Raw genomic sequence first — 20416 nt, 5'->3', positions numbered from 1 at the left:
ACTCTGACGACGCGTGAGAGACGTGACGAGAGAGAACTGATCGCGTGACCGCCTCCGTCGACCGGCTGCTGTGGATCGTCGCCCAGCTGCGGGAACACTGCCCCTGGACGCGCCGGCTCACCCATGACGCCCTGAGCGAGTACCTCATCGAAGAGGCCTACGAGGCCGTGGAGGTCATCGAATCCCGGGATCCGGAGCAGTGGCCCGAGGCCGCCTTGGCCGACGGCACGTACGAGCGGTTGCGCCGAGAGATGGGCGACGTCCTGTTTCAGGTGGTGCTGCACTCCGCCATTGCCGAGGGAGCCGGGGGCTTCACCTTCGACGGCACCGTGGAGGCCATCACGGCCAAGATGATCCGCCGCAACCCGCATGTCTTCCATCCCGATGGAACTCTGCGCGATCCCGAGGATCTCGCGGCCGCGATCGTGGAGGACATCGAGAAGAACTGGGAACGGATCAAGCGCGCCGAGCGCGAGTCAGAGGGTGAATCGGAGGGTGAGCCGCAGCGTGAACCCGGGCCCGACGCCGGCTCGGAGAGTCCTGCTGCTCTGTCAGTCTCGTCAGCTCCGTCGGCTCCGACAGCGGCGGCGTTCGCCGCCGTGCCGGCACACCTGCCGGCCCTGGCGGCGGCCGCCAAGGTCATCGACCGGGCCGCACGGCAACCGGTGGACCCGCTTCCGGAACCCGGCCCTCCGCCGTCGGGCCAGGACCCGGCCGTGTTGGAGAATGAGCGTGAGCTCGGCGCCGAGTTGTTCCGGCTGGTCCAGCGGGCCCGAGCCGCGGGCCTGGATCCGGAGCGAGCCCTGCGCCGTCAGTTGGGGCTGCTCCGTCACGACGAGTCCGGGTCGCCGGGAACGGGCTAGGCTGGCCCCGCGCCGCACCGTCGGTACCGTAGGCCTGTGCTTGCTCTGGCGCTGGCCTTCACGCTTGTACTGCACTGCCCCTCATCAGTCTTCGAAGGAGACCGCACATGGCCCTGATCGACGCCATCCATGCCCGTGAAATTCTCGATTCCCGCGGCAACCCCACCGTCGAGGTGGAAGTGCTGCTGACGGACGGTGCGCTCGGTCGTGCCGCAGTGCCCTCGGGTGCGTCCACGGGCGAGTTCGAGGCCGTCGAGCGCCGCGACGGCGATCAGTCGCGGTATCTCGGCAAGGGCGTGCTGAATGCGGTCAATGCCGTGATCGAGAACATCTCCGAGGAGATCGAGGGCGAGGACGCCACCGATCAGCGCCTCATCGACACGCTGATGATCGATCTCGACGGCACGGAGAACAAGGGCAAGCTCGGCGCCAACGCCATCCTGGGCGTGTCCCTCGCCGTGGCCAACGCCGCGGCGGCCTCGTCCGATCTGTCCCTGTTCAAGTACCTGGGCGGACCGAACGCGCACGTGCTGCCGGTGCCGATGATGAACATCCTCAATGGTGGCGCCCACGCGGACTCCAACGTGGACATCCAGGAGTTCATGATCGCGCCGATCGGTGCGCCGAGCTTCTCCGAGGCCCTGCGCTGGGGCGCCGAGGTCTACCACACGCTGAAGAAGGTCCTGAAGGAGCGGGAGTTGGGCACCGGCCTGGGCGATGAAGGCGGCTTCGCGCCCTCCCTTCCGTCCAATCGTGCCGCCCTGGATCTGATCACCGAGGCCATCACGAAGGCCGGCTACACCCCGGGTGCGGACATCGCTCTGGCGTTGGACGTGGCCTCCTCCGAGTTCTGCGAGAACGGCAGCTACTCCTTCGAGGGCGAGCAGAAGTCGGCCGCGGATATGATCGCGTACTACGAGGAACTGGCCGCGCACTACCCGTTGGTCTCGATCGAGGACCCACTGGATGAGAACGACTGGGCCGGCTGGCAGCAGCTGACCTCCTCACTCGGCGCCACGGTGCAGCTGGTGGGCGACGACCTCTTCGTCACCAACCCCGAGCGGCTGCAGCGCGGCATCGACGAGAAGTCCGGCAACGCCCTGCTGGTCAAGGTCAACCAGATCGGCACCCTGACCGAGACCTTCGACGCGATCTCCCTGGCCCAGCGGCACCAGTTCCGCAGCATGATCTCCCACCGCTCCGGCGAGACCGAGGACACCTTCATCGCCGACCTGGCCGTGGCGGTCAACGCCGGGCAGATCAAGACCGGTGCCCCGGCCCGCTCCGACCGGGTGGCCAAGTACAACCAGCTGCTCCGCATCGAGGAGGAGCTCGGTGACTCGGCCGTCTACGCGGGTGCCTCCGCCTTCCCGAGGTTCCGCGCCGCCTCCTGAGAAATGCTCTGCACTCTGCACGGCGCGCTGTCCCGGTCGCGGCGTGTCCACCGGTTATCGTCAGAAGGATCCCGGAGGTTGGCTCTGGGTCCACCGCCGTCGGGACTCTGCTAGAGACCTGGTCGGCTTGGCAATCGGCACGCACACGGTAGGGCAACCGGGAGGTACAGGTGGCAACTCGGCGACCCCGCGTACCCAAGACCTCGCAGCGTCAATTGGTCGACGTCGGCACGGGCTTCAGCACCGGTACCGGCACCAGCGCCGGTGCCGTCGGCGGGCATTCGGCCAAAATCATCCCGTTGGATGCTGCCCCTTCGCGTCACTCCGAAGCGACCCGGGACCCTGCACCCGAGGCGGTTCGACCGGAGGCGGCTCGACCGGACGTGTCCGGACCGGAGTCGTCGCCGGCCGGCGCGGGCTCAGCGTCCTCGGCACCGTCTCCAGCTCCGGCTCCTGCGCCGTCTCCGGAACAACGTCGCGCTGCTGAACGCCGGGAACTGCTGCACCGGTCCAAGCAGCGTCCGCCGCGCGCGCCGTCGTCGCCGCGGTCCCGCAAGGCCGGCACAGCAGACGCCACAGGTACCACCAGCGCCGCTGCCGGCACGGGCCCGGCATCGACGCGAGCGAAGGGCGCGGCGGGAACCACCTCGACCGGGAAGGCCACTCCGGCCGGGAAGGCCGGTGCCAGCACGGCGGAGCCCGAGGCGCCGGTGGCGGTCGAGCCCGTTCCAGCTCGTCACTTCACCGGCCGCTCCATCGCCTTCCTGATCGTGCTGTTCGTGGCGGCGACCCTGCTGGCCCCCACGCTTCGGGTCTTCCTCGACCAGCAGGCCGAACTCCGCACCGTGCGGGAGGACATCGCCGCCGAGCAGCAGTTGCAGAAGGAGCTCACGGGGGAGATCGCTCGCTGGGACGACCCGGCTTACATTCAGCAGCAGGCGCGCGAGCGGTTCAATCTCGTCATGCCGGGGGAGCGCACCTATATGGTCGTCGGTGGGGACGAGACCGTGGAGGATCCCGTTCCGCCGCCGGCCAGCCCCAGCGAGGTCAATCAGGACCTGCCGTGGGCTGACGCCCTGTGGGACTCCGTGGTGCGAGCCGGCACTGACTGACCTGGCGCCTGCGGGCCGAGACCAGGCGAAGAGACCGAGGCAAGAGGACATCGTGAAGCACAACCTGGACCGTACGCCCACCCAGCAGGACCTGGACACCATCAGCCGGCAACTGAACCGTCCGGCCCGGGACGTCGTCGAGATCGGTGCGCGATGCGTCTGCGGAAACCCTCTGGTGGCCACCACGGCGCCCCGGTTGTCCAACGGCATCCCGTTCCCCACCACGTTCTATGTGACCCACCCGGTGTTGACGGCGGCGATATCCCGGCTCGAGGCCGCCGGCCGGATGGCCGAGATGACGGAACGGTTGGCACACGACGAGGATCTCGCTGCACGCTACCGGGCAGCCCACGAGGCCTATCTGGAGGAACGCGACCGGGTCGGGCAGGTCGCCGGCACGGGCGAGGTACCCGAGATCGCCGGTATCTCGGCCGGTGGCATGCCGGAACGCGTCAAATGCCTGCACGTGCTCGTGGGTCATTCTCTGGCCGCCGGTCCGGGCGTGAATCCCCTGGGCGATGAGGCCCTCGAGAGCATCCGAGAAGACTGGACTCCCGAGACGTGCTGGTGCGAAGGCGCGTGGGATCCGGAGGCGCCGGTGCCCAGCAAGGACCTCAGCCGGCACGTGAAACGACTCGCCGGAGAGCAGAACCCGACGCCGGCACAACGACCCGGTGGCATCGTGGCCGCCATCGATTGCGGCACCAACTCCATCCGGCTGCTCGTGGCTCGACGAGAGAAGGTGGACGGGAAGCCGCGCCTGGTGGACCTGCATCGTGAGATGAGGGTCGTCCGCCTGGGCGAGGGCGTCGACGCGACCGGGCGGCTGACCGACGCCGCCATGGAACGCACCTTCGCCGCGACGGACGACTACGCCGCGATCATCCGGGACCTGGGCGCCACCTCGGTCCGGTTCGTGGCCACCTCGGCCAGCCGGGATGCGGAGAACTCCGCCGAGTTCACCGCCGGCATCCGCGCACGACTGGGCGTGGAACCCGAGGTCATCTCGGGTCGCGAGGAGGCCGCCCTGTCCTTCGCCGGCGCGGCGTCGGTGCTGCAGCAGTCGGGCACCGTGCTGGTCGTCGATCTGGGCGGCGGGTCCACCGAGTTCGTCCTCGGGTCGCTCGGCCAGACTGCCGGCCCCCGGGTCACCGACTCCATCAGCGTGAAGATGGGCTGCGTCCGGTTCACGGAACGCCACCTGCGGACCGATCCGCCGACCGAGGCCGAGATTGAGGCGGCCGTCGCGGACATCGAGGCCGTCTTGGACGAGGTCGAGGTGAGCCTTCCGCTGGGGGAGGCGGCCGCCGTCGTCGGTGTGGCCGGAACGGTGACCACGGTGACTGCCGCCGCTTTGGACCTGACCGCCTACGAACCGGACGTCATTCACGGCACCGAACTGGGCGTGGACGCCATCACCAGCACGGCCGACCGGCTGCTGTCCTCCACTCGTGAGGAGCGGGCCGCCCTGCCGTACATGCATCCCGGCCGGGTGGACGTGATCGGCGCCGGTGCTCTGATCTGGTCGGCGATCGTGCGGAGGGTCGCCCAGGTGAGCCAGGGCGCCGTGGATTCGGCCGTGACCTCGGAACACGACATCCTGGACGGCATCGCGCTCTCGCAGTTCGAGGACGTCACTTTGTGACTTTGTGAAAAGTTTCACGAAGTACGGAAAGGGGTTTAGGGTTGGTGCCATGGCAAATACTCCGCAGCTCTCTCCGAAGCCCCGTGTCCTGATCGTCGGCGGAGGTTACGCCGGCCTGTACGTTGCCAAGAACCTGGAGAAGAAGGTCAAGGAGCGTGGCGGGGTCGTGACCCTCGTCGACCCGCTGCCGTACATGACCTACCAGCCGTTCTTGCCGGAGGTCATCGGGGGGCACATCGAGCCCCGCCACATCGTGGTCGACCACCGCACCCACCTGAAGAACTCCGAGATCGTCCAGGGCAAGGTCATCAAGGTCGAGCACGCCCGTAAGACCGCGACCGTCCAGACGCAGGACGGCGCCGAGTTCGAGATCCCGTACCAGGACGTCGTGATGACCGCCGGTGCCACCACCCGCGTGTTCCCGATCCCGGGTCTGGGCGAGGCCGGCATCGGTATGAAGACCGTCCAGGAAGCCGTCCAGCTGCGCAACCAAATCCTGGACCGCATCGAGATCGCCTCCACCATGACCGACGCCGCCGCGCGCTCCCGCGCCCTGACCTTCGCCGTGGTCGGCGGCGGTTTCAACGGCGTCGAGACCATCTCCGAGATGGAAGATCTCATCCGCTCCGCGATCAAGAAGAACCCGCGTTTGGCCCAGTCGGACGCCCGGATCGTGCTGATTGAGGCCATGGGCCGCATCATGCCGGAGGTCACCGAGGAGCAGGCCGTCGAGGTCGTCGAGCACCTGAAGACCCGCGGCATCGAGGTCCTGCTGAACACCTCGCTCGCCAGCGCCGAGGGTGGCGTGTTGAAGCTGATGAACATGCAGGACAAGTCGGACGCCGGCTCCTTCGAAGCGGACACCCTGGTCTGGACCGCAGGCGTCGCCGCCAACGCGGTGGCCAAGCAGACCGACTTCCCGGTCGAGCAGCGTGGCCGCCTCGAGGTCACCCCCACCCTGCAGATTGCCGACGGCGACGGCGGAGTCCTCGAGGGTGCCTGGGGCGCCGGCGACGTGTGCGCCGTGCCGGACCTGACGGGTGATGGCCCCGGCGGATTCTGCGTCCCCAACGCCCAGCACGCCGTGCGCCAGGCTCGCCGCCTGGCCGCCAACCTGCTGGCCGTCCGCTTCGGTGAAGGTGCCGTGGAGGAATACGTGCACAAGTCCCTCGGCGCGGTGGCCGGCCTCGGCTACGGCAAGGGCGTCGGCAACCCCTTGGGCCTGAAGCTCAGCGGCGTGCCGGCCTGGCTGGCCCACCGTGGGTACCACGGCCTGGCCATGCCGATGTACGAGCGCAAGGCCCGTGTGATCAGCGGCTGGATCATGGAATGCGTCTTCGGCCGCGACACCACGCCGATCGAAGGCCTCGAGAACCCGCACAACCCGTTCCTCGAGGCGGCCGGCGGCGAAATGAAGCCGGGCCGCTTCGACAACCCCAAGGTCCTGGAGTCCTCGAACTCCTGACTCACAGACGCAGCTTTTTGGGCTGAATGACGACGGCGGCCCGGTACCCTTGAGGGGTTCCGGGCCGTCGTCGTCCCGGTGGTGCTGGCCCTCGTAGCCCAATGGCAGAGGCGGGAGACTTAAAATCTCTGTGTTGTGGGTTCGAGTCCCACCGGGGGCACCTTTTTTCTGATTCTCCTGAGCTTTCGTTTCGTGCGTCCATCATGGTGAGCCAGGAGCGATGTGCGATTCAGGCGCGTGAAACGCACTGTCAAGTCTCAGCTCTTCGTAGACAGTTGTGTCTCACGACATCGTGGACAGCATGTCTCACGTCATCGTGGACGTTCGTGATGTCTTGGCAGGATGCCCTACGAATATGACCCGACTGAGGATCCGAACATCCGCCTGAAGGTGGTGAACTTTCCCTCCAGGTCTCCCCGGGGCGCGGTGGCGGAGTTTTGCCGTCGCCACGGGGTCTCGAGGGCGTGGTTTTACAAGGTTCGATCCATAGCCCGGGACCGCGGGGCCTCGGTAGCTCTGAGCCCAGGCAGCAGAGCCCGTCATCGACGTCCGGACACCATTGAGCCAGCGATGGTTGAGCTGCTACTGGCCAAACGGACCGAGCTGAAGAAGACCGGCTGGGACCACGGTCCGCTCAGCGTGCTCGAGCGTCTGCGCCGTCAAGGCATCAACGGGCTGCCCTCACGGGCCAGCACGGCCCGGATCTTCCTGGCCGCCGGAGTCGTGGCTCCGGAGCCGAAGAAACGACCGCGCTCTTCCTATCGCCGGTTTGTCTGGCCCAGGGCCAATGACATGTGGCAGATCGATGGGACCGAGTACGCTCTGGCCGGCGGGTCCAAGGCCATCGTGATCGTGGTCCTGGACGACTGCACCCGCATGTCTCTGGCCTCGCTGGCTTGCCAGAGTGAGAACTCGTTGTCGGCGATCACGGTGGTCAGCACCGCGATCAAGCGCCACGGGGTCCCCGTGCGGTTGCTCTCGGACAACGGTTCAGCGTTCAACACCACGCGCCGGGGCCGCCGTGGGCAGCTCACCGTCTACCTGGAGTCCCAAGGCGTCAAATGTCTGACTGGACGACCCGGGCACCCGACCACGCAGGGCAAGAACGAACGCAGTCACTCGACACTGGCACGTTTCCTGGCGGCCCATCCCCGGGCCGCAGACTTGGTGCAACTGCAGGCACTGCTAGATCGGTTCGAGCACGAATACAACACCGAACGCCCGCACCAAGGCATCAACCAGGCCACCCCGGCCGAGCAGTGGGCCGCCGTTGAGCACGCCGAACCCCCGCAACCGCCTGAACCCACTCAAGCCGCTGCTGAATGGGATACCTCCCACCGACGGATCGAAGCAGCCGGTGCCCTAACCATCATGGGCACCACCTACCAACTCGGTCTGGCCCATGCCGGCGCCGAGGTGATCGTGATGCACAACCACGCTCACATTCAAATATTCAATGCCGAGGGCACCGAGATTGCCGCGTTCAACAAAGCGCCCAGAGGCACCCGCTACGTCGGTAACAACATCCCGAGTGGATTCATGGCCCTACCCCGCTACGACGACTACCACCGCCACAAACGGTCCACAGCTGATGAGACAGAAACGCCCACACCTACCTGAGACAGAAAAGTCCACGCACACGTGAGACATGACAGCGCGTGAAACGCACAACGGTCCTGGCTCAACGCAGAAGCGTGACGTTTTTCGCTCGGAGCGGAGGGATCATACTCCTGGGACCAGTTGATTCTCAGCTGTGGCGGATAGACTAGTGACAGTCCCCATAGCAGGTCCACACCGGACTAACCAGGCCGGACAGCAGCATCGTGGACTGCGACGACCAGTAGAGGAGATGGCCAGTGGCCAACCCCGTCTTCAACAGCAAGAACTTCCAGCAGCAGATGCACTCCGGTGACGGACGTGGAGGCGCGGCGACTCAGCAGACGCCGGGTTGGTACCAGGGCGGTGCCGGCGCGCCAGGTCAGTCGCAGCAGGGCAACGGCTGGTACGCGGGTCAGCAGGGCCAGCAGACGCAGCAGGCCCCTCAGGGGCGGCCGGGTCAGCAGGGCCAGCAGTACACGCCGGAACAGTTGGAGCAGATGTACGCCCAGCCGGCAGCCGGGCCCGCCGACACGGGGCGGATGAGCTACAACGACGTCATCTCCAAGACGGTCATCACCCTGCTGCTCGTGGTGGTGGGTGCCGCCGTCGGCTGGATGATGCCCTCCCTCATGGTCCCCGGCATGCTCGTGGGACTGGTCCTCGGTTTCGTCAACGCCTTCAAGCGTGAACCCTCGGCGCCGCTGATCCTCTTGTACGCCGCAGCCGAGGGCGTGTTCCTCGGCGGCATCTCCAACATCTTCGAGCAGATGTGGCCCGGCATCGCCGTCCAGGCCGTGATCGCCACGTTCTGCGTGTTCGCCGTGACGCTGGCACTGTACGCCTCGGGCAAGTGGCGGGTCACCAAGAAGTCCATGAAGATCTTCATGATCGCCATGATCGGCTACGCGCTGTTCTCGGTGGTCAACCTCTTCCTCATGCTCTTCGGGGTCACCGACGCCATGTTCGGTCTGCGCGGGGAGTTCCCGCTGCTCGGCCTGGGCATTGGCGTGCTGGCCGTGTTCCTCGCCGCCTTCTCCCTGGTGGTCGACTTCACCGCCATCACCCAGGGCGTCCAGGCCGGTGCCCCGCAGAAATACTCCTGGTCCGCAGCCTTCGGACTGACCGTCACCTTGGTCTGGCTGTACGTGGAGATCCTGCGCATCCTGGCCATCCTGCGCGGCAACAACTGATCGGCGACGACGGGCGGTGACCTGCCGCTCGTCACCTCACCATGATCGAACCCACCACACCGGCTGACGCAGGGGCCTTCGGCGGACCGGCGGCCACGGGGACCCAGTACACCCTGCGGCACGCCGGTGCCGAGGTCACCGCGACCTCGCTCGCCGGGGCACTGCGCCGGTACGAGGTCGGCGGAACGGCCCTGGTCGAGACCTACGGGGAGAACGAGATCCCGCCCTCGGCCTGTGGGATCCAGCTCTCGCCGTGGCCCAACCGGGTGCGGGACGGGCGCTGGACGCTCAACGGCGCCGCCCAACAGCTCGATCTCACGGAGCCGTCTCGCTCCAATGCCAGCCACGGCCTGTTGCGGAACACTGCCTTCGTTCCCGTGGAGCACAGCAGCCGCCACGTGGTGCTGCGCGGTGAGATCCACCCCCAGCACGGTTATCCGTTCCGGCTCACCCATCAGGTGACCTACAGCCTGAACGACGACGGCGCACTCACCGTGCACCAACAACTCACCCATCATTCGGACGGCAGGGCGCCGGTCGCCTTCGGCGCCCACCCCTTTCTGCGCGTCGGGGACACGCCCAGCGAGGACCTGACCTTGACCCTGAAGGCGGACACCCGGCTCACCGCGGACGATCGGCTGATTCCCACCGGTTCCGTCGCCGTCGACGGCACGGCCGAGGATTTCCGTGCCGGCCGTCGCGTCGGAACCGAGCTGATGGACTCCGCGTTCACCGGACTGCAGGCCGACGAGGACGGGCGGTACCGTCACCGTCTGACGGCCCCGGATGGTCGTCGCGTGGAACTGTGGGCGGAGCGTGCCTATGGTTACGTCCATGTCTTCTTCACGGATCGATTCCCGGGACGCCACCGGGCGGTGGCGGTGGAGCCGATGACGGCTCCGGCCAACGCGCTGAACAGTGGAGACGGCCTGACGTGGTTGGACCCGGGGGAGCAGTTGGCGGCTTCCTGGGGCATCACCGGAACGGTGCACGGACGTTGAGCACCAGTCCGCAGCCGGGAGCCGACGACGCACCGGTTCCCGAGCCGGCTGCCATCGAACAGCTGTCGACGGCAGAACAGCAGGCCGATCGGGTCTCAGCGGACGTTCCCTATGGCCTGACAGTGGCGGCCGCGTGGTCCTGGCGGCTGCTGTTGGTGCTGGCGATGGCCGCTGCGGGGATCTGGTTGTTGAGCCACGTCTCGCTCCTGGTGATCCCGCTGATCGTCGCGGCACTGCTGACCACGTTCCTCTCGCCGGTCGTTCGGCGATTCGTGAGTACCGGCGTCCCGCGCGGGGTGTCGGTCGCGGTGGTCATCCTCGGATTCATCCTCATCGTGGTGGGCCTGCTGACGCTGGTGGGCCAACAACTGGCCATCGGTTTCGCGGACATGCGCGACCAGATCGTGCTGGGCATCGAGGGGATCATCGCCTGGCTGGAATCCCTGGGCGTCACCACCGACCAGTGGAATGACATCTTCGCCGACCTGGGTGACGCCGTTCGGAACAACAGCCAGACCATCCTCTCCGGTGCCCTCGGCTTCGGATCGACCGCCGGCAACATCGCCGCCGGCACCGTGCTGGCGATCTTCACGCTGATCTTCTTCCTCTACGACGGCAAGCGGATCTGGCGCTTCTGCCTCAACTTCATCCCGGGGCGCCACCGCGAGGCCATCGACGGGGCCGCCTTCGCTGGCTGGAGCTCCCTCGGCAGTTACGTCCGTGTCCAGATCTTCGTCGCCTTCGTGGACGCGTTGGGCATCGGCATCGGTGCGGCAGTCCTTGGCGTGCCCCTGGCCTTGCCGCTGGGAGTGCTGGTGTTCTTCGGTTCGTTCATCCCCATCGTCGGCTCGGTGCTGACCGGGGCTGTGGCCGTCCTGTTGGCGCTGATGGCCAATGGCTGGGTCAATGCGCTGATCATGCTCGGCATCGTCTTGCTCGTCCAGCAGATCGAAGGCAACGTCCTGCAGCCGCTGGTCATGGGGCGAGCGGTGAACCTGCATCCCCTGGCCGTGTTCCTCGCGGTCTCCGGAGGTACGGCGGTACTGGGCCTGGTCGGCGCCATCTTCGCCGTGCCGCTGTTGGCCTTCCTCAACGCCACCGTCAAGTACCTCCATGCCAAGCCATGGCTCGAGGACCACCCAGAGACCGACGACGGCGCCCCACCCGGGACGAGGTCGACCGGCCAGAGCAACCTCAAGCAACGTGCTGCCGACCTCGGAGGCCCGTGGGGGCGGGCGTACGTCACGATCGACGGGGTGGTGCGCAAAGCCGCCGGTGGCTCCGCAGACCCCGCCTCGGCCGGCCCCGCCTCGGCCGAGGCCGGGACCACCGCGGCGGCCCGGCGTCAGGCGCGACGCAAACTGAAGCGTTCGCAGACGCGTTCGCGGTTCTTGCCGCGCCGTCGTCGTGGTGTCCGTGGGGCAGAGGACGAGCCTCCCGGAACTCCCGCCGGAACCCCGGGCAATCTTCACGGCGGTGCCTCGGAGGAGGAGGACAATACGGAGTTGGACCACTCCGGCCGCCGGCCGGACCAGGACGGAGGAACGCAGTGACCACCACACCCCAGAGCAGTGCGGACACCGACACTCCCGGCTCCACCACCACCGGCACCAGCGCCGACACCAGCGCGGCTGCAGAATCGTCGGCGGGCCTGCCGGTCACCCTGGCGGACATCGAGGAGGCCCGCAGACTCCTGGACGGCGTGATCGTACCGACGCCGTTGGAGCACTCCCGCGCCCTGGGCCGCCTCACCGATTCCGTGGTCCACCTCAAGTGCGAGAACCTCCAGCGCGCCGGTTCCTTCAAGGTCCGCGGGGCCTACGTGCGGATGGCCAAGCTCAGTGACGAGGAGAAGTCCCGGGGAGTGGTGGCCGCCTCGGCCGGCAATCACGCCCAGGGTGTCGCACTGGCCGCCTCCAAGCTGGGTATCCGGGCGACCATCTTCATGCCGCGCGGTGTGGCCCTGCCCAAACTGCAGGCCACCAAGGATCACGGGGCTGAGGTCGTGCTACACGGCAACAACGTGGACGAGGCGCTCGCCGAAGCACAGCGTCGCGCCGAAGAATCCGGTTCGGTGTTCATCCACCCCTTCGACAGTGCCGACGTGGTGGCCGGCCAGGGCACCATCGGCCTGGAAATCCTGGAGCAGGAGCCCGACGTCGACACCCTGGTCATGGGGATCGGCGGCGGCGGGCTCTTGGCCGGCGTCGCCGTGGCCGTGAAGGAGCGGGCCCGCCAACAGGGCCGGCACATCAACATCATCGGGGTCCAGGCAGAGAACGCGGCGGCCTATCCGCCGTCCTTGGCCGCCGACGCCGTGGTGCCCTTGTCTCATGTCTCGACCATCGCGGATGGGATCGCCGTGGGAAAGCCGGGGCAGATTCCCTTCCAGATCGTGCGGGAACTCGTGGACGGCGTGGTCACGGTCTCCGAGGACGCGATCGCCAACGCCCTGGTGTTCCTGCTCGAACGCTCCAAGATGGTCGTCGAGCCGGCCGGTGGCGTCGGCGTGGCCGCACTGCTGGAAGGCAAACTGGCCGAACTGGGGATCCAGTCGAAGAACACGGTGGCGTTGCTCTCGGGCGGGAACGTGGACCCGATGCTCATGCTCAAGGTCATCCAGTCCGGACTCGCCGCCGGCGGTCGCTACCTCACCGTCAAGATCTCACTGCGCGACCGTCCCGGCGAGTTGTCCAACATCGCGAGGATCATCTCCGAGACGGAAGCCAACGTCACGCGAGTCGACCACAGCCGCCTGGGGGGATCGTTGAGCATGGGAGATGTCACCATCACCATCGACATGGAGACCCGCGGGCACGAGCACTCGGAACAGGTCCTCGGCAAGTTGCGCTCCTCCGGCTATCAGCCGGTGGTGCAGCACTAGAGTCGTGCGGCTCTGGCTGGAGCTGCTCTAAACAGAGCTACGCTAGCTAGAGCTACTTCCCGCCGCCACGGCCACGGTCACGGTGGAGGCCGTGATCGAGTCGACCATGCGCTTGAGGGCCTCCACGGAGGGAACATCCCGGGAGACGGACTCGATGCGGCGGGAGAGCCCGCGCCGGTCCAGGTCCCCGCGCGCCGGGCCCAGCAATCCGTAGGCGACGTTGAGCGCCTTGAGGATCCCGAGCTCGGCTGCATCGGCGATCGTGGGCTCACGGGTGCCGGCCAAGACCTGGCCCAGCCGCTCCCTCACCGCGATTTCCGGGGCGGGGTTCACGGTGACGAACTTCGGTCCGCCGAACATGCGGGACTCTTCGGTCACGATGCCCTGCTCCGCCAGAGAATGGCCCACGGCGGTGGCGGGATTCAGCTTGCTGCTGGCCACCAAGCGCGAGACTTTCTTGCCGGACATTCCGTCCAGCGCGGGCAGGATCACGTCCAGCGAGGCATGGCCCGTGACGCCGGCCTTCACCACGCTCACTTTGGGGTCGCGGCCTTCGGCGATGTCAATGACTCCGAGCTGGGCCAGATCCACCAGGGCCGCCGCCACCAGCCCATGGCGACGATAACCCCAAGCGCGGTCGGCGGTTCCGTTGTCCTTGGTCAGCAGCAGGAACACTTCTTCGACGATGAGCATGAACTCAACCTATCAAGACACGACGGCGGCGCACCGGAGAACCGGTGCGCCGCCGTCGTTCTTGGCCTGGGGTGCGCGCTGATGTGGTTCCCACGCGGCCCCGCGGTGATAGGTGGTGTCAGGGCTTGTAGGGCGTGGCGGAGACGATCTCCACCGTGATGTCCTTGCCGTTGGGGGCGGCGTAGGTCAACGTGTCGCCGACCTTGGCGCCCTGGATGGCGGCACCGATCGGGGACCGCTCGGAGTAGACGGTGATGGAGTCCTTGTCATCGGCGATCTCGCGGTTGCCCAGCAGGAACGTCTCCAGGTCCCCGGCGATCTTGGCCTCCACGACCTTGCCCGGTTCCACGACGCCGTTGTCCTCCGGGGAGTCGCCGACGCTGGCCGTCTCCAAGAGCTGCTTCAGCTCCTGGATGCGGCCCTCATTCTTGGACTGCTCCTCGCGAGCGGCGTGGTATCCACCGTTCTCCTTGAGATCGCCCTCTTCCCGAGCCTGCTCGATGCGGTCGATGATCTCTTGGCGCCCCGGTCCGGAGCTGTAATCCAGTTCCTTCTTCAGGCGGTCGTAGGCCTCCTGGGTCAGCCAGGGAGCGCTGTCGGTGTTGCTCATGGACGTAGTCTCCTTCATCGAGATGCTTCCGAATTGCCAACAACAGCAGTTCGAGATGCCACGAGGGCATGCCGATCCCGCCGAATGCATGCTGCTGTGCCGCTGACTGCGGCCCGAGGGGGCAACCATGCAAGAACCCCGCCGACGGAGCCTCTCGTGGTGGATGAGAAGCTCCGACAGGCGGGGACCAAAAACCTATTGCCGCTAATTCTAACGGATGTGCTTCAGAAACGTCATATTGCTCGTGACGTGGGTCTCAGAAGGTCACGCTAGGAGGACTCCGGGATCCAGCACGTGTTCACGCCGCCGTTGACGCCCAGCGCATCGGTGCGCAGGTCGACGTCGTAGTATTTCGTCTTCTCCGACGGCGAGATCTGTTGGGCGGGCGTCTCGGGTCCGATGGTCACGGTGTCCCAACCCACCACGGCATACTCCTCGGACAGCACCTGGACGGCGCACTGCACCGTGTCTTCCGGTTCCTTGGTGAGCTGGAACGTCACGGACGCTGCGCTGTCCGAGGTGATCTCGTACCCGACGTCCTTCCAGTGCAACGTCTGGGCCGTGGCCGATGCGGTGAACCACACCACCGTGGCCACGGCGAGAATCAGGGCGACGACGGCGATCCACCGACCGCGCCGGCCGCCCCAGCGCGCAGGCTCTGCACGACCGGTCTGTTGGGGGCGCCCATACCGGTTCGCTAAGATGTCGTCTGGCGCGCGGTCCGCCGTTGACTGGGGTGTCGAAGTCATGTCACTCCATGATATCCCGGGCTGCCGAGAGGAACTGTTGTGAGTTCCTTGGTGCCGCGCATCGATCTTTTCTCAGTCATCTTTCCCGAGCACGCCGTCCCGGACGCCCGCCTTCCCATGGCAGACGGCCCCGGCGGCAGAAAGCAGTCAAGGCCACGTGAGCAGTAGTTCTCCCCAGGACCGAGACGGAAACAGTGCACCCGAGTTCGGCGTCTCCGTGGGGCAGACGTCATACGGCTCGCTGGATGCCGAGGACGCCCGCACCAGTGCAGAAGCCCAGGGCGTTCCTGACTCCCACGGCTTGCGGCTGATGGCCGTTCACGCTCATCCCGACGACGAATCGTCCAAGGGAGCGGCGATGATGGCCGCCTACGAAGCCGCCGGGGCCGAGGTCATGGTGGTGACGTGCACGGGCGGGGAACGCGGCGACCTGCTCAATCCCGGATACGGGGACACCGTCCGCCTGGACCGGGACATCACCGGTGTCCGGCGGGCGGAGATGGAGGAGGCCGGGGCGGCCTTGGGCGTCGAGCACCGCTGGCTCGGGTTCATGGACTCCGGCTTGCCCGAGGGCGACCCGCTGCCACCCCTGCCGTACGGTTGCTTCGGCTCCTTGCCCCTGGAACAGGTGACGGCCCCGCTGATCCGGCTCATCCGTGAGTTCCGGCCGCACGTGCTGATCAGCTACGACGAGATCGGTGGCTACCCCCACCCGGATCACATCAAATCTCACGAGGTCACCGTGGAGGCCTACCGCGCCGCCGGCGATCCGGACCGCTATCCGGGCACCGGAGAGCCGTGGACGCCATCCAAGCTGTACTACGACCGTGCCTTCAACCCGGACAAGTACCTGGCTCTGCACGAGGCGTTCCTGACGGCGGGGGAGGAGTCGCCCTTCACCGAACGACTCGAGTGGTTCGAGAAGATGAAGGCCGAAAGCCAGCAGGACGACGACGGCAGGGATGACGGTGAGGGCGCCGGTGCCGACGCTTCCGTCCAGCGGGCGAGCAGGCCGGTGCGGTTCCGCTTGACGAACCACCAGGTCACGACGCAGATCCATGTGGCGGACTACCTGGAGCACCGAGATGCGGCGCTGCGAGCTCACCGGACGCAGGTCGATCCGGAGGGGCAGTTCTTCGCCGCACCGAACGCCCTGCTGCGGCGCACCTGGCCGTGGGAGGACTACGTGCTGATCGACTCCCGCGTGGAGACGACTCTGCCGGAGACGGACCTGTTCACCGGACTGCGTTGAGGCCGGTCGCTGCCGAACGAGCCGTCCAGCTGTCCCGGTAGACTGGTCAACCGTGATGGCCTACTTTTCGCTTGCTGTGTCCGCCTCTGCTGCCCCCAGCCCAGAGGCGGGAACCACCGCGCAGCCGTCACCGGGAGTCCAGGAACCCACTCTGCGCCCGGGACTGGACCAGGCCGATGTCTCGCCCGGTATCGAGGGGTTCCTGTTCACCGCCCTGATGGTGGCGATGGCCATCGTGGTGCTGCGGTTGATGGTTCGCTCGGTCCGGCGCGTGCAGTACCGCTCCGAGCAGGCCGAGGACATGCTGGTTGAGCGCTACCAGGCCTACTTGCCCGAGGAGGAACGGCGCCCGGACCGGGACCGGGATCCCGACGCGCGGCCCGCATCCGACCTGGACTCGCAGCGCTCATGCCTGCAGCAGAAGTACCCCGGGTATCTCGACAGTCCGCCGCCGGTGCCCCAGGCTCCGGACTCCGGCCGCGACTGATCGACGTCTCGCCCATACATCAGGTGTCGGATTCGGCCCCAGTCAGGGGTCTCCACACTGGGGTGGAATCCGACAACTGATTCAGTAGGGCCGAGTCCGGCGCGTGCGGCTCTAGGCGCTGACGTTCGCGCAGGCCTGGGCGACCAGCGAGCGCATCCGTTCGGCGGAGTGTCGGCCGGTGAAGATCTCCGTGCCCGGCTCGAGAATCCGCCCCGCCGCCAACGGGCCGGCCTGCACGGCGTCGAAGCCCAGTTGCTCGACGAACCATGCGGCTTCCTGACACGTATCGACGTGGTCTCCGGCGACGGCCAGCGCCCGACGGTCCGGGGCGCCCGGGTGCCGATGGTCGGATTCCAGATCGTGGTATCCGATGTGGTTCAGCGTCTTGACCAGGCGGGCTCCGGCCAGATGCTCCTGCACGATCTCGCTCGTGGTGCGGTGGTCTCGGTCGAACGCGGCCAGTTCGCCGTCTGTGGCGGTCCAGTAGTTCATGGCGTCCACCACGGTCTGCCCGTCGAAGAGGGTGGGCTCCAGTTCGCGGTAGTTGCGCAAGGGGATCGCCACCACCGTCAGATCCGTCTCGGTGATCTCGGTCGGCTCGACAGCACGAGCCCCCGGAACCACGCGCCGCAAGGTCGGTTCGATCTCTCTGGCGGGTTTGGCGGTGGCGATGCACACCTCGAACCCGACGGCGACTGCTCGCCTGGCCACTGCGGCCCCCACCCGGCCGGCGCCGAGAATGCCGATCGTCCGAATACTGGCTGCCGTGGTGGTCATGAGGTCCTTCGCCGTCGATGCTGCGTCGGTCCCCCGCGCAGGGGCCCGGTGGCGGAAACAAGGATTCGAGCGGAAAGTATTCCTCCACGGGCGGCGATGTGGTGCGCTTCACTGGCCGAGTCGGGTGGTTTTCCCGTCAGCGGCCTGCGGCATCCTCATCGGTGACCCGCAGCGACTGCCGCCGTTCGCCCACCCGCTCGCCCAGCCGTTTGCGCAGCGCCGCTCGCCAGCCCTCGGGCAGCCCGGGAGAGTTCATCACGCGCTCGATAGCCGGCGCATCGTGCTTGTCCACGTTCATCACCCGAGCGATCTCGGCGAGGTCCACGGCCTCGGGCCATCGATCCACCAAAACCAGGTGCGTCCCGGCGCGGAGGTCCCCGGTTTCCACGACGCGCAGATACCAGCCGGAGCGTCCGGTGCTCTTCACACGCCGGGCCAAATCCGGGATGGACCACCGCGAGGACAGTTTCCAGCAGGGCTGGCGGGCCTGGCTCACCTCGAAGAGCACGTCACCGGCACGCCAGCGGTCGCCCAGGCAGACGTCGGCCTCGGTCAGCCCGTCCACGGTCAGGTTCTCGAAGAAGGCGCCCTCCGGCAGGTCGATTCCCTCGTCCCGCCAGTCGGCGTAGTGCGCTCGGCCGTAGCAGAGCACCGCCTTGTCTGGTCCGCCGTGGTTGACGAGGTCGCCTTGCTCGTCCCCCGCCAAGCCGAGGGGTCCAACGGCCACGTCCCCGGTTACGGCCTCCTTGAAAGCACCGGTGCGGACGGTTTCACCACGCCAGGTGACCTCACTGACGCGACCAACACGGATGGCAGCGATGACGCCGGCACGAGGCGGTGTGGACAGCGGATCGGGCATGGCTCTATCCAACCATTCGCGACATCACCTCGGTGATCAGGCCGGCAGCACGGCGGCCATGATCGCGATGTAGTGGCACACGAAGCCGCCCACGGTGAAGGCATGGAACAGTTCGTGGAAGCCGAACCATTCCCGGTGCAGATTGGGGCGTTTCAGGGCGTAGAACACCGCACCGATGATGTAGCAGGCGCCGCCGACACAGACCAGAACGGCGGCCACGGCATTCGCGGCGAAGAAATCCCCGATGTACAGCAGGGCGGCCAGACCGAGCAGGACATAGACGGGCGTGTACAGCCAGCGCGGCGCGGAGGTCCAGAACAGGCGGAAGGCGACGCCGGCCAGCGCGCCGATCCAGACGCCGGCCAGCAGCACCGTGGCCCGGTCCGGCGTCAATAAGGCCACTGCTAGCGGGGTGTAGGTGCCAGCAATCACCAGCATGATGTTCGTGTGGTCGAGTCGTTTGAGCACGAGTGCCACCGGCGGTGACCACTGGAACAAGTGATACGTAGCGGAAACGCCGAACAACAGCAGGCCGGTGATCGCGTAGACCCCGCTGGCCCACTTGAGCCCCGGATCGGGTGCCATGATCACCAGGACGATTCCGGCGATCAGCGCCAGCGGCGTCATCACGGCGTGACTCAGCCCGCGCAGCCTGGGTTTGAAATCGGGGTGGTCCGGGTCGGTGATCCGGTCCATCCGCCACCGGGACGACGTGGTGGCCGACGCGCTGGTGGGGCCGTCGGAGAGGCCATCGGAAGGGCCGTCGGAGGGGCCGCCGGAGGGGAAGAGGACCATGCGGCCAGATTACCGTTCGGAGTGCATCGACGAGCTCGACCTCCGGTTCGATACCGTAGGGACTGAACAGGCGCCGCGGACCATCGCGGTGCGCGCACCGGCCAGAAGGGGACGACCATGCAGCTCCCGAACGTCCTCTACAGCTTCTACGAACGTCGGCTGGCCTCCGGTCTCGACCACGAACGGCTGCCCCGGCACATCGGCGTGGTGCTGGACGGCAACCGCCGCTGGGCCAAGGCCTCCGGCGCGACGACGGCGGACGGTCACCTGGCGGGGGCCGAGAAGATCCACGAGTTCCTCGGTTGGTGCGACGAATTCGGCATCAGGGTCGTCACCCTCTACATGCTCTCCACGGACAACATGGGCCGCCCGCCGGAGGAACTGGACCAATTGGTCGGCATCATCGACAATACGCTCAAGCGCCTCGGGGATGGACTGGCCAATGGGCAGCGCGTCCGCGTTCAGGCAGTGGGCGCCTCGGAGCTGTTGCCGGCGGGCTTGGCGGAGACCCTGGACGGTCTCCAGGCCAGTACCGCGGACGCGGACGGCGTGCATGTGAACGTGGCGGTGGGCTATGGCGGTCGCCGCGAGATCGTGGACGCCGTCAAGGAACTTTTGCTGGAAGCCGATGCTGAGGGGCGCACCGCCGCCGAGGTCGCCGGTGAACTGTCCGACGAGCAGATCGCCGCTCGGCTCTACACCCGCGGGCAGCCCGACCCTGACCTGGTCATCCGCACCTCTGGAGAACAGCGACTGTCCGGATTCCTGATGTGGCAGTCGGCCTATTCCGAGTTCTACTTCTGTGAGGCTCTCTGGCCTGACTTCCGCCGGGTCGACTTCGTCCGAGCTCTCCGGGATTTCGCCTCACGTCAGCGCCGCTTCGGCAATTGACGGTGAGGGCGCGGCCACCCCACGTTGGCCACCGCACGTTAACGCTCTGAGCTCTCCCTGGTCGTGGGTTCACCCAAAATTAATCGCGCCACTTCGAGCGGCAACCCCACAAATCCTCCGGGCCGTCCTACCGTGGGGGTATCAGTCACC

General features: G+C 67.1%; 19 protein-coding genes and 1 tRNA gene. 14 read left to right on the top strand and 6 right to left on the bottom strand.

What is annotated here, in order from left to right; all coding sequences use genetic code 11:
- Positions 1-44: 44 nt before the first annotated feature.
- From ACFQQD_RS12410 to ilvA, 11 genes are all read left to right on the top strand, one after another.
- A complete protein-coding gene (locus tag ACFQQD_RS12410) occupies positions 45-863 on the top strand; it encodes a MazG nucleotide pyrophosphohydrolase domain-containing protein (protein WP_378089767.1) in 819 nt (272 codons plus the stop codon).
- Between the two features lie 107 nt (positions 864-970).
- Positions 971-2257 carry a phosphopyruvate hydratase gene (gene eno / locus ACFQQD_RS12405; protein WP_378089765.1) on the top strand — a complete coding sequence of 429 codons (1287 nt, stop codon included), beginning with the start codon at positions 971-973 and terminating at the stop codon, positions 2255-2257.
- A 170-nt stretch (positions 2258-2427) separates the two neighbouring features.
- The gene (locus ACFQQD_RS12400; RefSeq protein ID WP_378089763.1) at positions 2428-3369 is read left to right on the top strand and encodes a septum formation initiator family protein; all 942 of its coding nucleotides are present in this window, start codon (positions 2428-2430) and stop codon (positions 3367-3369) included.
- A gap of 52 nt (positions 3370-3421) precedes the next feature.
- Positions 3422-5014: a DUF501 domain-containing protein gene (locus ACFQQD_RS12395; protein WP_378089761.1), complete on the top strand. Its 1593-nt coding sequence runs from the start codon at positions 3422-3424 to the stop codon at positions 5012-5014.
- Between the two features lie 49 nt (positions 5015-5063).
- Positions 5064-6479: an NAD(P)/FAD-dependent oxidoreductase gene (locus ACFQQD_RS12390; RefSeq protein WP_378089759.1), complete on the top strand. Its 1416-nt coding sequence runs from the start codon at positions 5064-5066 to the stop codon at positions 6477-6479.
- 87 nt (positions 6480-6566) lie between these two features.
- Positions 6567-6639: transfer RNA gene (locus tag ACFQQD_RS12385), tRNA-Leu, on the top strand.
- Between the two features lie 410 nt (positions 6640-7049).
- Positions 7050-8099 carry an integrase core domain-containing protein gene (locus tag ACFQQD_RS12380; protein ID WP_378089757.1) on the top strand — a complete coding sequence of 350 codons (1050 nt, stop codon included), beginning with the start codon at positions 7050-7052 and terminating at the stop codon, positions 8097-8099.
- A gap of 236 nt (positions 8100-8335) precedes the next feature.
- A complete protein-coding gene (locus ACFQQD_RS12375; protein WP_378089755.1) occupies positions 8336-9268 on the top strand; it encodes a Bax inhibitor-1/YccA family protein in 933 nt (310 codons plus the stop codon).
- Between the two features lie 41 nt (positions 9269-9309).
- Positions 9310-10269 carry an aldose 1-epimerase family protein gene (locus ACFQQD_RS12370; protein WP_378089753.1) on the top strand — a complete coding sequence of 320 codons (960 nt, stop codon included), beginning with the start codon at positions 9310-9312 and terminating at the stop codon, positions 10267-10269.
- Complete coding sequence (locus ACFQQD_RS12365) at positions 10266-11822, top strand: AI-2E family transporter (protein WP_378089751.1); 1557 nt, start codon at positions 10266-10268, stop codon at positions 11820-11822. Before ACFQQD_RS12370 ends, ACFQQD_RS12365 begins: the two co-directional genes overlap by 4 nt.
- A 98-nt stretch (positions 11823-11920) precedes the next feature.
- Positions 11921-13153, top strand: a complete 1233-nt coding sequence (ilvA, locus tag ACFQQD_RS12360) for a threonine ammonia-lyase (RefSeq protein ID WP_378090138.1) — start codon at positions 11921-11923, stop codon at positions 13151-13153.
- Positions 13154-13195: 42 nt separating this feature from the next.
- On the opposite strand, the gene ACFQQD_RS12355 is transcribed toward ilvA, so the two are convergent.
- From ACFQQD_RS12355 to ACFQQD_RS12345, 3 genes are all read right to left on the bottom strand, one after another.
- The gene (locus ACFQQD_RS12355) at positions 13196-13846 is read right to left on the bottom strand and encodes a GPP34 family phosphoprotein (RefSeq protein WP_378089749.1); all 651 of its coding nucleotides are present in this window, start codon (positions 13844-13846) and stop codon (positions 13196-13198) included.
- Positions 13847-13964: 118 nt separating this feature from the next.
- Positions 13965-14456: a transcription elongation factor GreA gene (greA, locus tag ACFQQD_RS12350; protein ID WP_378089747.1), complete on the bottom strand. Its 492-nt coding sequence runs from the start codon at positions 14454-14456 to the stop codon at positions 13965-13967.
- Between the two features lie 269 nt (positions 14457-14725).
- Positions 14726-15205, bottom strand: a complete 480-nt coding sequence (locus ACFQQD_RS12345; protein ID WP_378089745.1) for a DUF4307 domain-containing protein — start codon at positions 15203-15205, stop codon at positions 14726-14728.
- A gap of 157 nt (positions 15206-15362) precedes the next feature.
- Here ACFQQD_RS12345 and mca point away from each other — a divergent pair, with 157 nt between their 5' ends.
- Both mca and ACFQQD_RS12335 read left to right on the top strand, forming a co-directional pair.
- Positions 15363-16457 carry a mycothiol conjugate amidase Mca gene (mca, locus tag ACFQQD_RS12340; RefSeq protein WP_378089743.1) on the top strand — a complete coding sequence of 365 codons (1095 nt, stop codon included), beginning with the start codon at positions 15363-15365 and terminating at the stop codon, positions 16455-16457.
- Between the two features lie 55 nt (positions 16458-16512).
- A complete protein-coding gene (locus tag ACFQQD_RS12335; RefSeq protein WP_378090136.1) occupies positions 16513-16944 on the top strand; it encodes a hypothetical protein in 432 nt (143 codons plus the stop codon).
- Between the two features lie 111 nt (positions 16945-17055).
- Here the strand turns inward: ACFQQD_RS12335 and ACFQQD_RS12330 are convergent, their stop codons facing one another.
- The 3 genes from ACFQQD_RS12330 to ACFQQD_RS12320 all read right to left on the bottom strand — a co-directional run bounded on the left by ACFQQD_RS12330 (position 17056) and on the right by ACFQQD_RS12320 (position 19276).
- Positions 17056-17721, bottom strand: coding sequence for an NADPH-dependent F420 reductase (locus tag ACFQQD_RS12330; RefSeq protein WP_378089741.1), 666 nt, complete (start codon positions 17719-17721; stop codon positions 17056-17058).
- Between the two features lie 136 nt (positions 17722-17857).
- Positions 17858-18580, bottom strand: a complete 723-nt coding sequence (locus ACFQQD_RS12325; RefSeq protein ID WP_378089739.1) for an MOSC domain-containing protein — start codon at positions 18578-18580, stop codon at positions 17858-17860.
- Positions 18581-18616: 36 nt separating this feature from the next.
- Positions 18617-19276 (bottom strand): hemolysin III family protein, encoded by a 660-nt coding sequence (locus ACFQQD_RS12320; RefSeq protein WP_378090134.1) that lies wholly within the window; start codon positions 19274-19276, stop codon positions 18617-18619.
- Between the two features lie 216 nt (positions 19277-19492).
- Here ACFQQD_RS12320 and ACFQQD_RS12315 point away from each other — a divergent pair, with 216 nt between their 5' ends.
- A complete protein-coding gene (locus ACFQQD_RS12315; RefSeq protein ID WP_378089737.1) occupies positions 19493-20266 on the top strand; it encodes an isoprenyl transferase in 774 nt (257 codons plus the stop codon).
- Positions 20267-20416: the final 150 nt, after the last annotated feature.

It is taken from the genome of Citricoccus sp. GCM10030269 (assembly GCF_042665635.1).
In the GTDB taxonomy this organism is placed as follows: domain Bacteria; phylum Actinomycetota; class Actinomycetes; order Actinomycetales; family Micrococcaceae; genus Citricoccus.
This window is presented reverse-complemented; position numbering and strand designations above follow the sequence as displayed.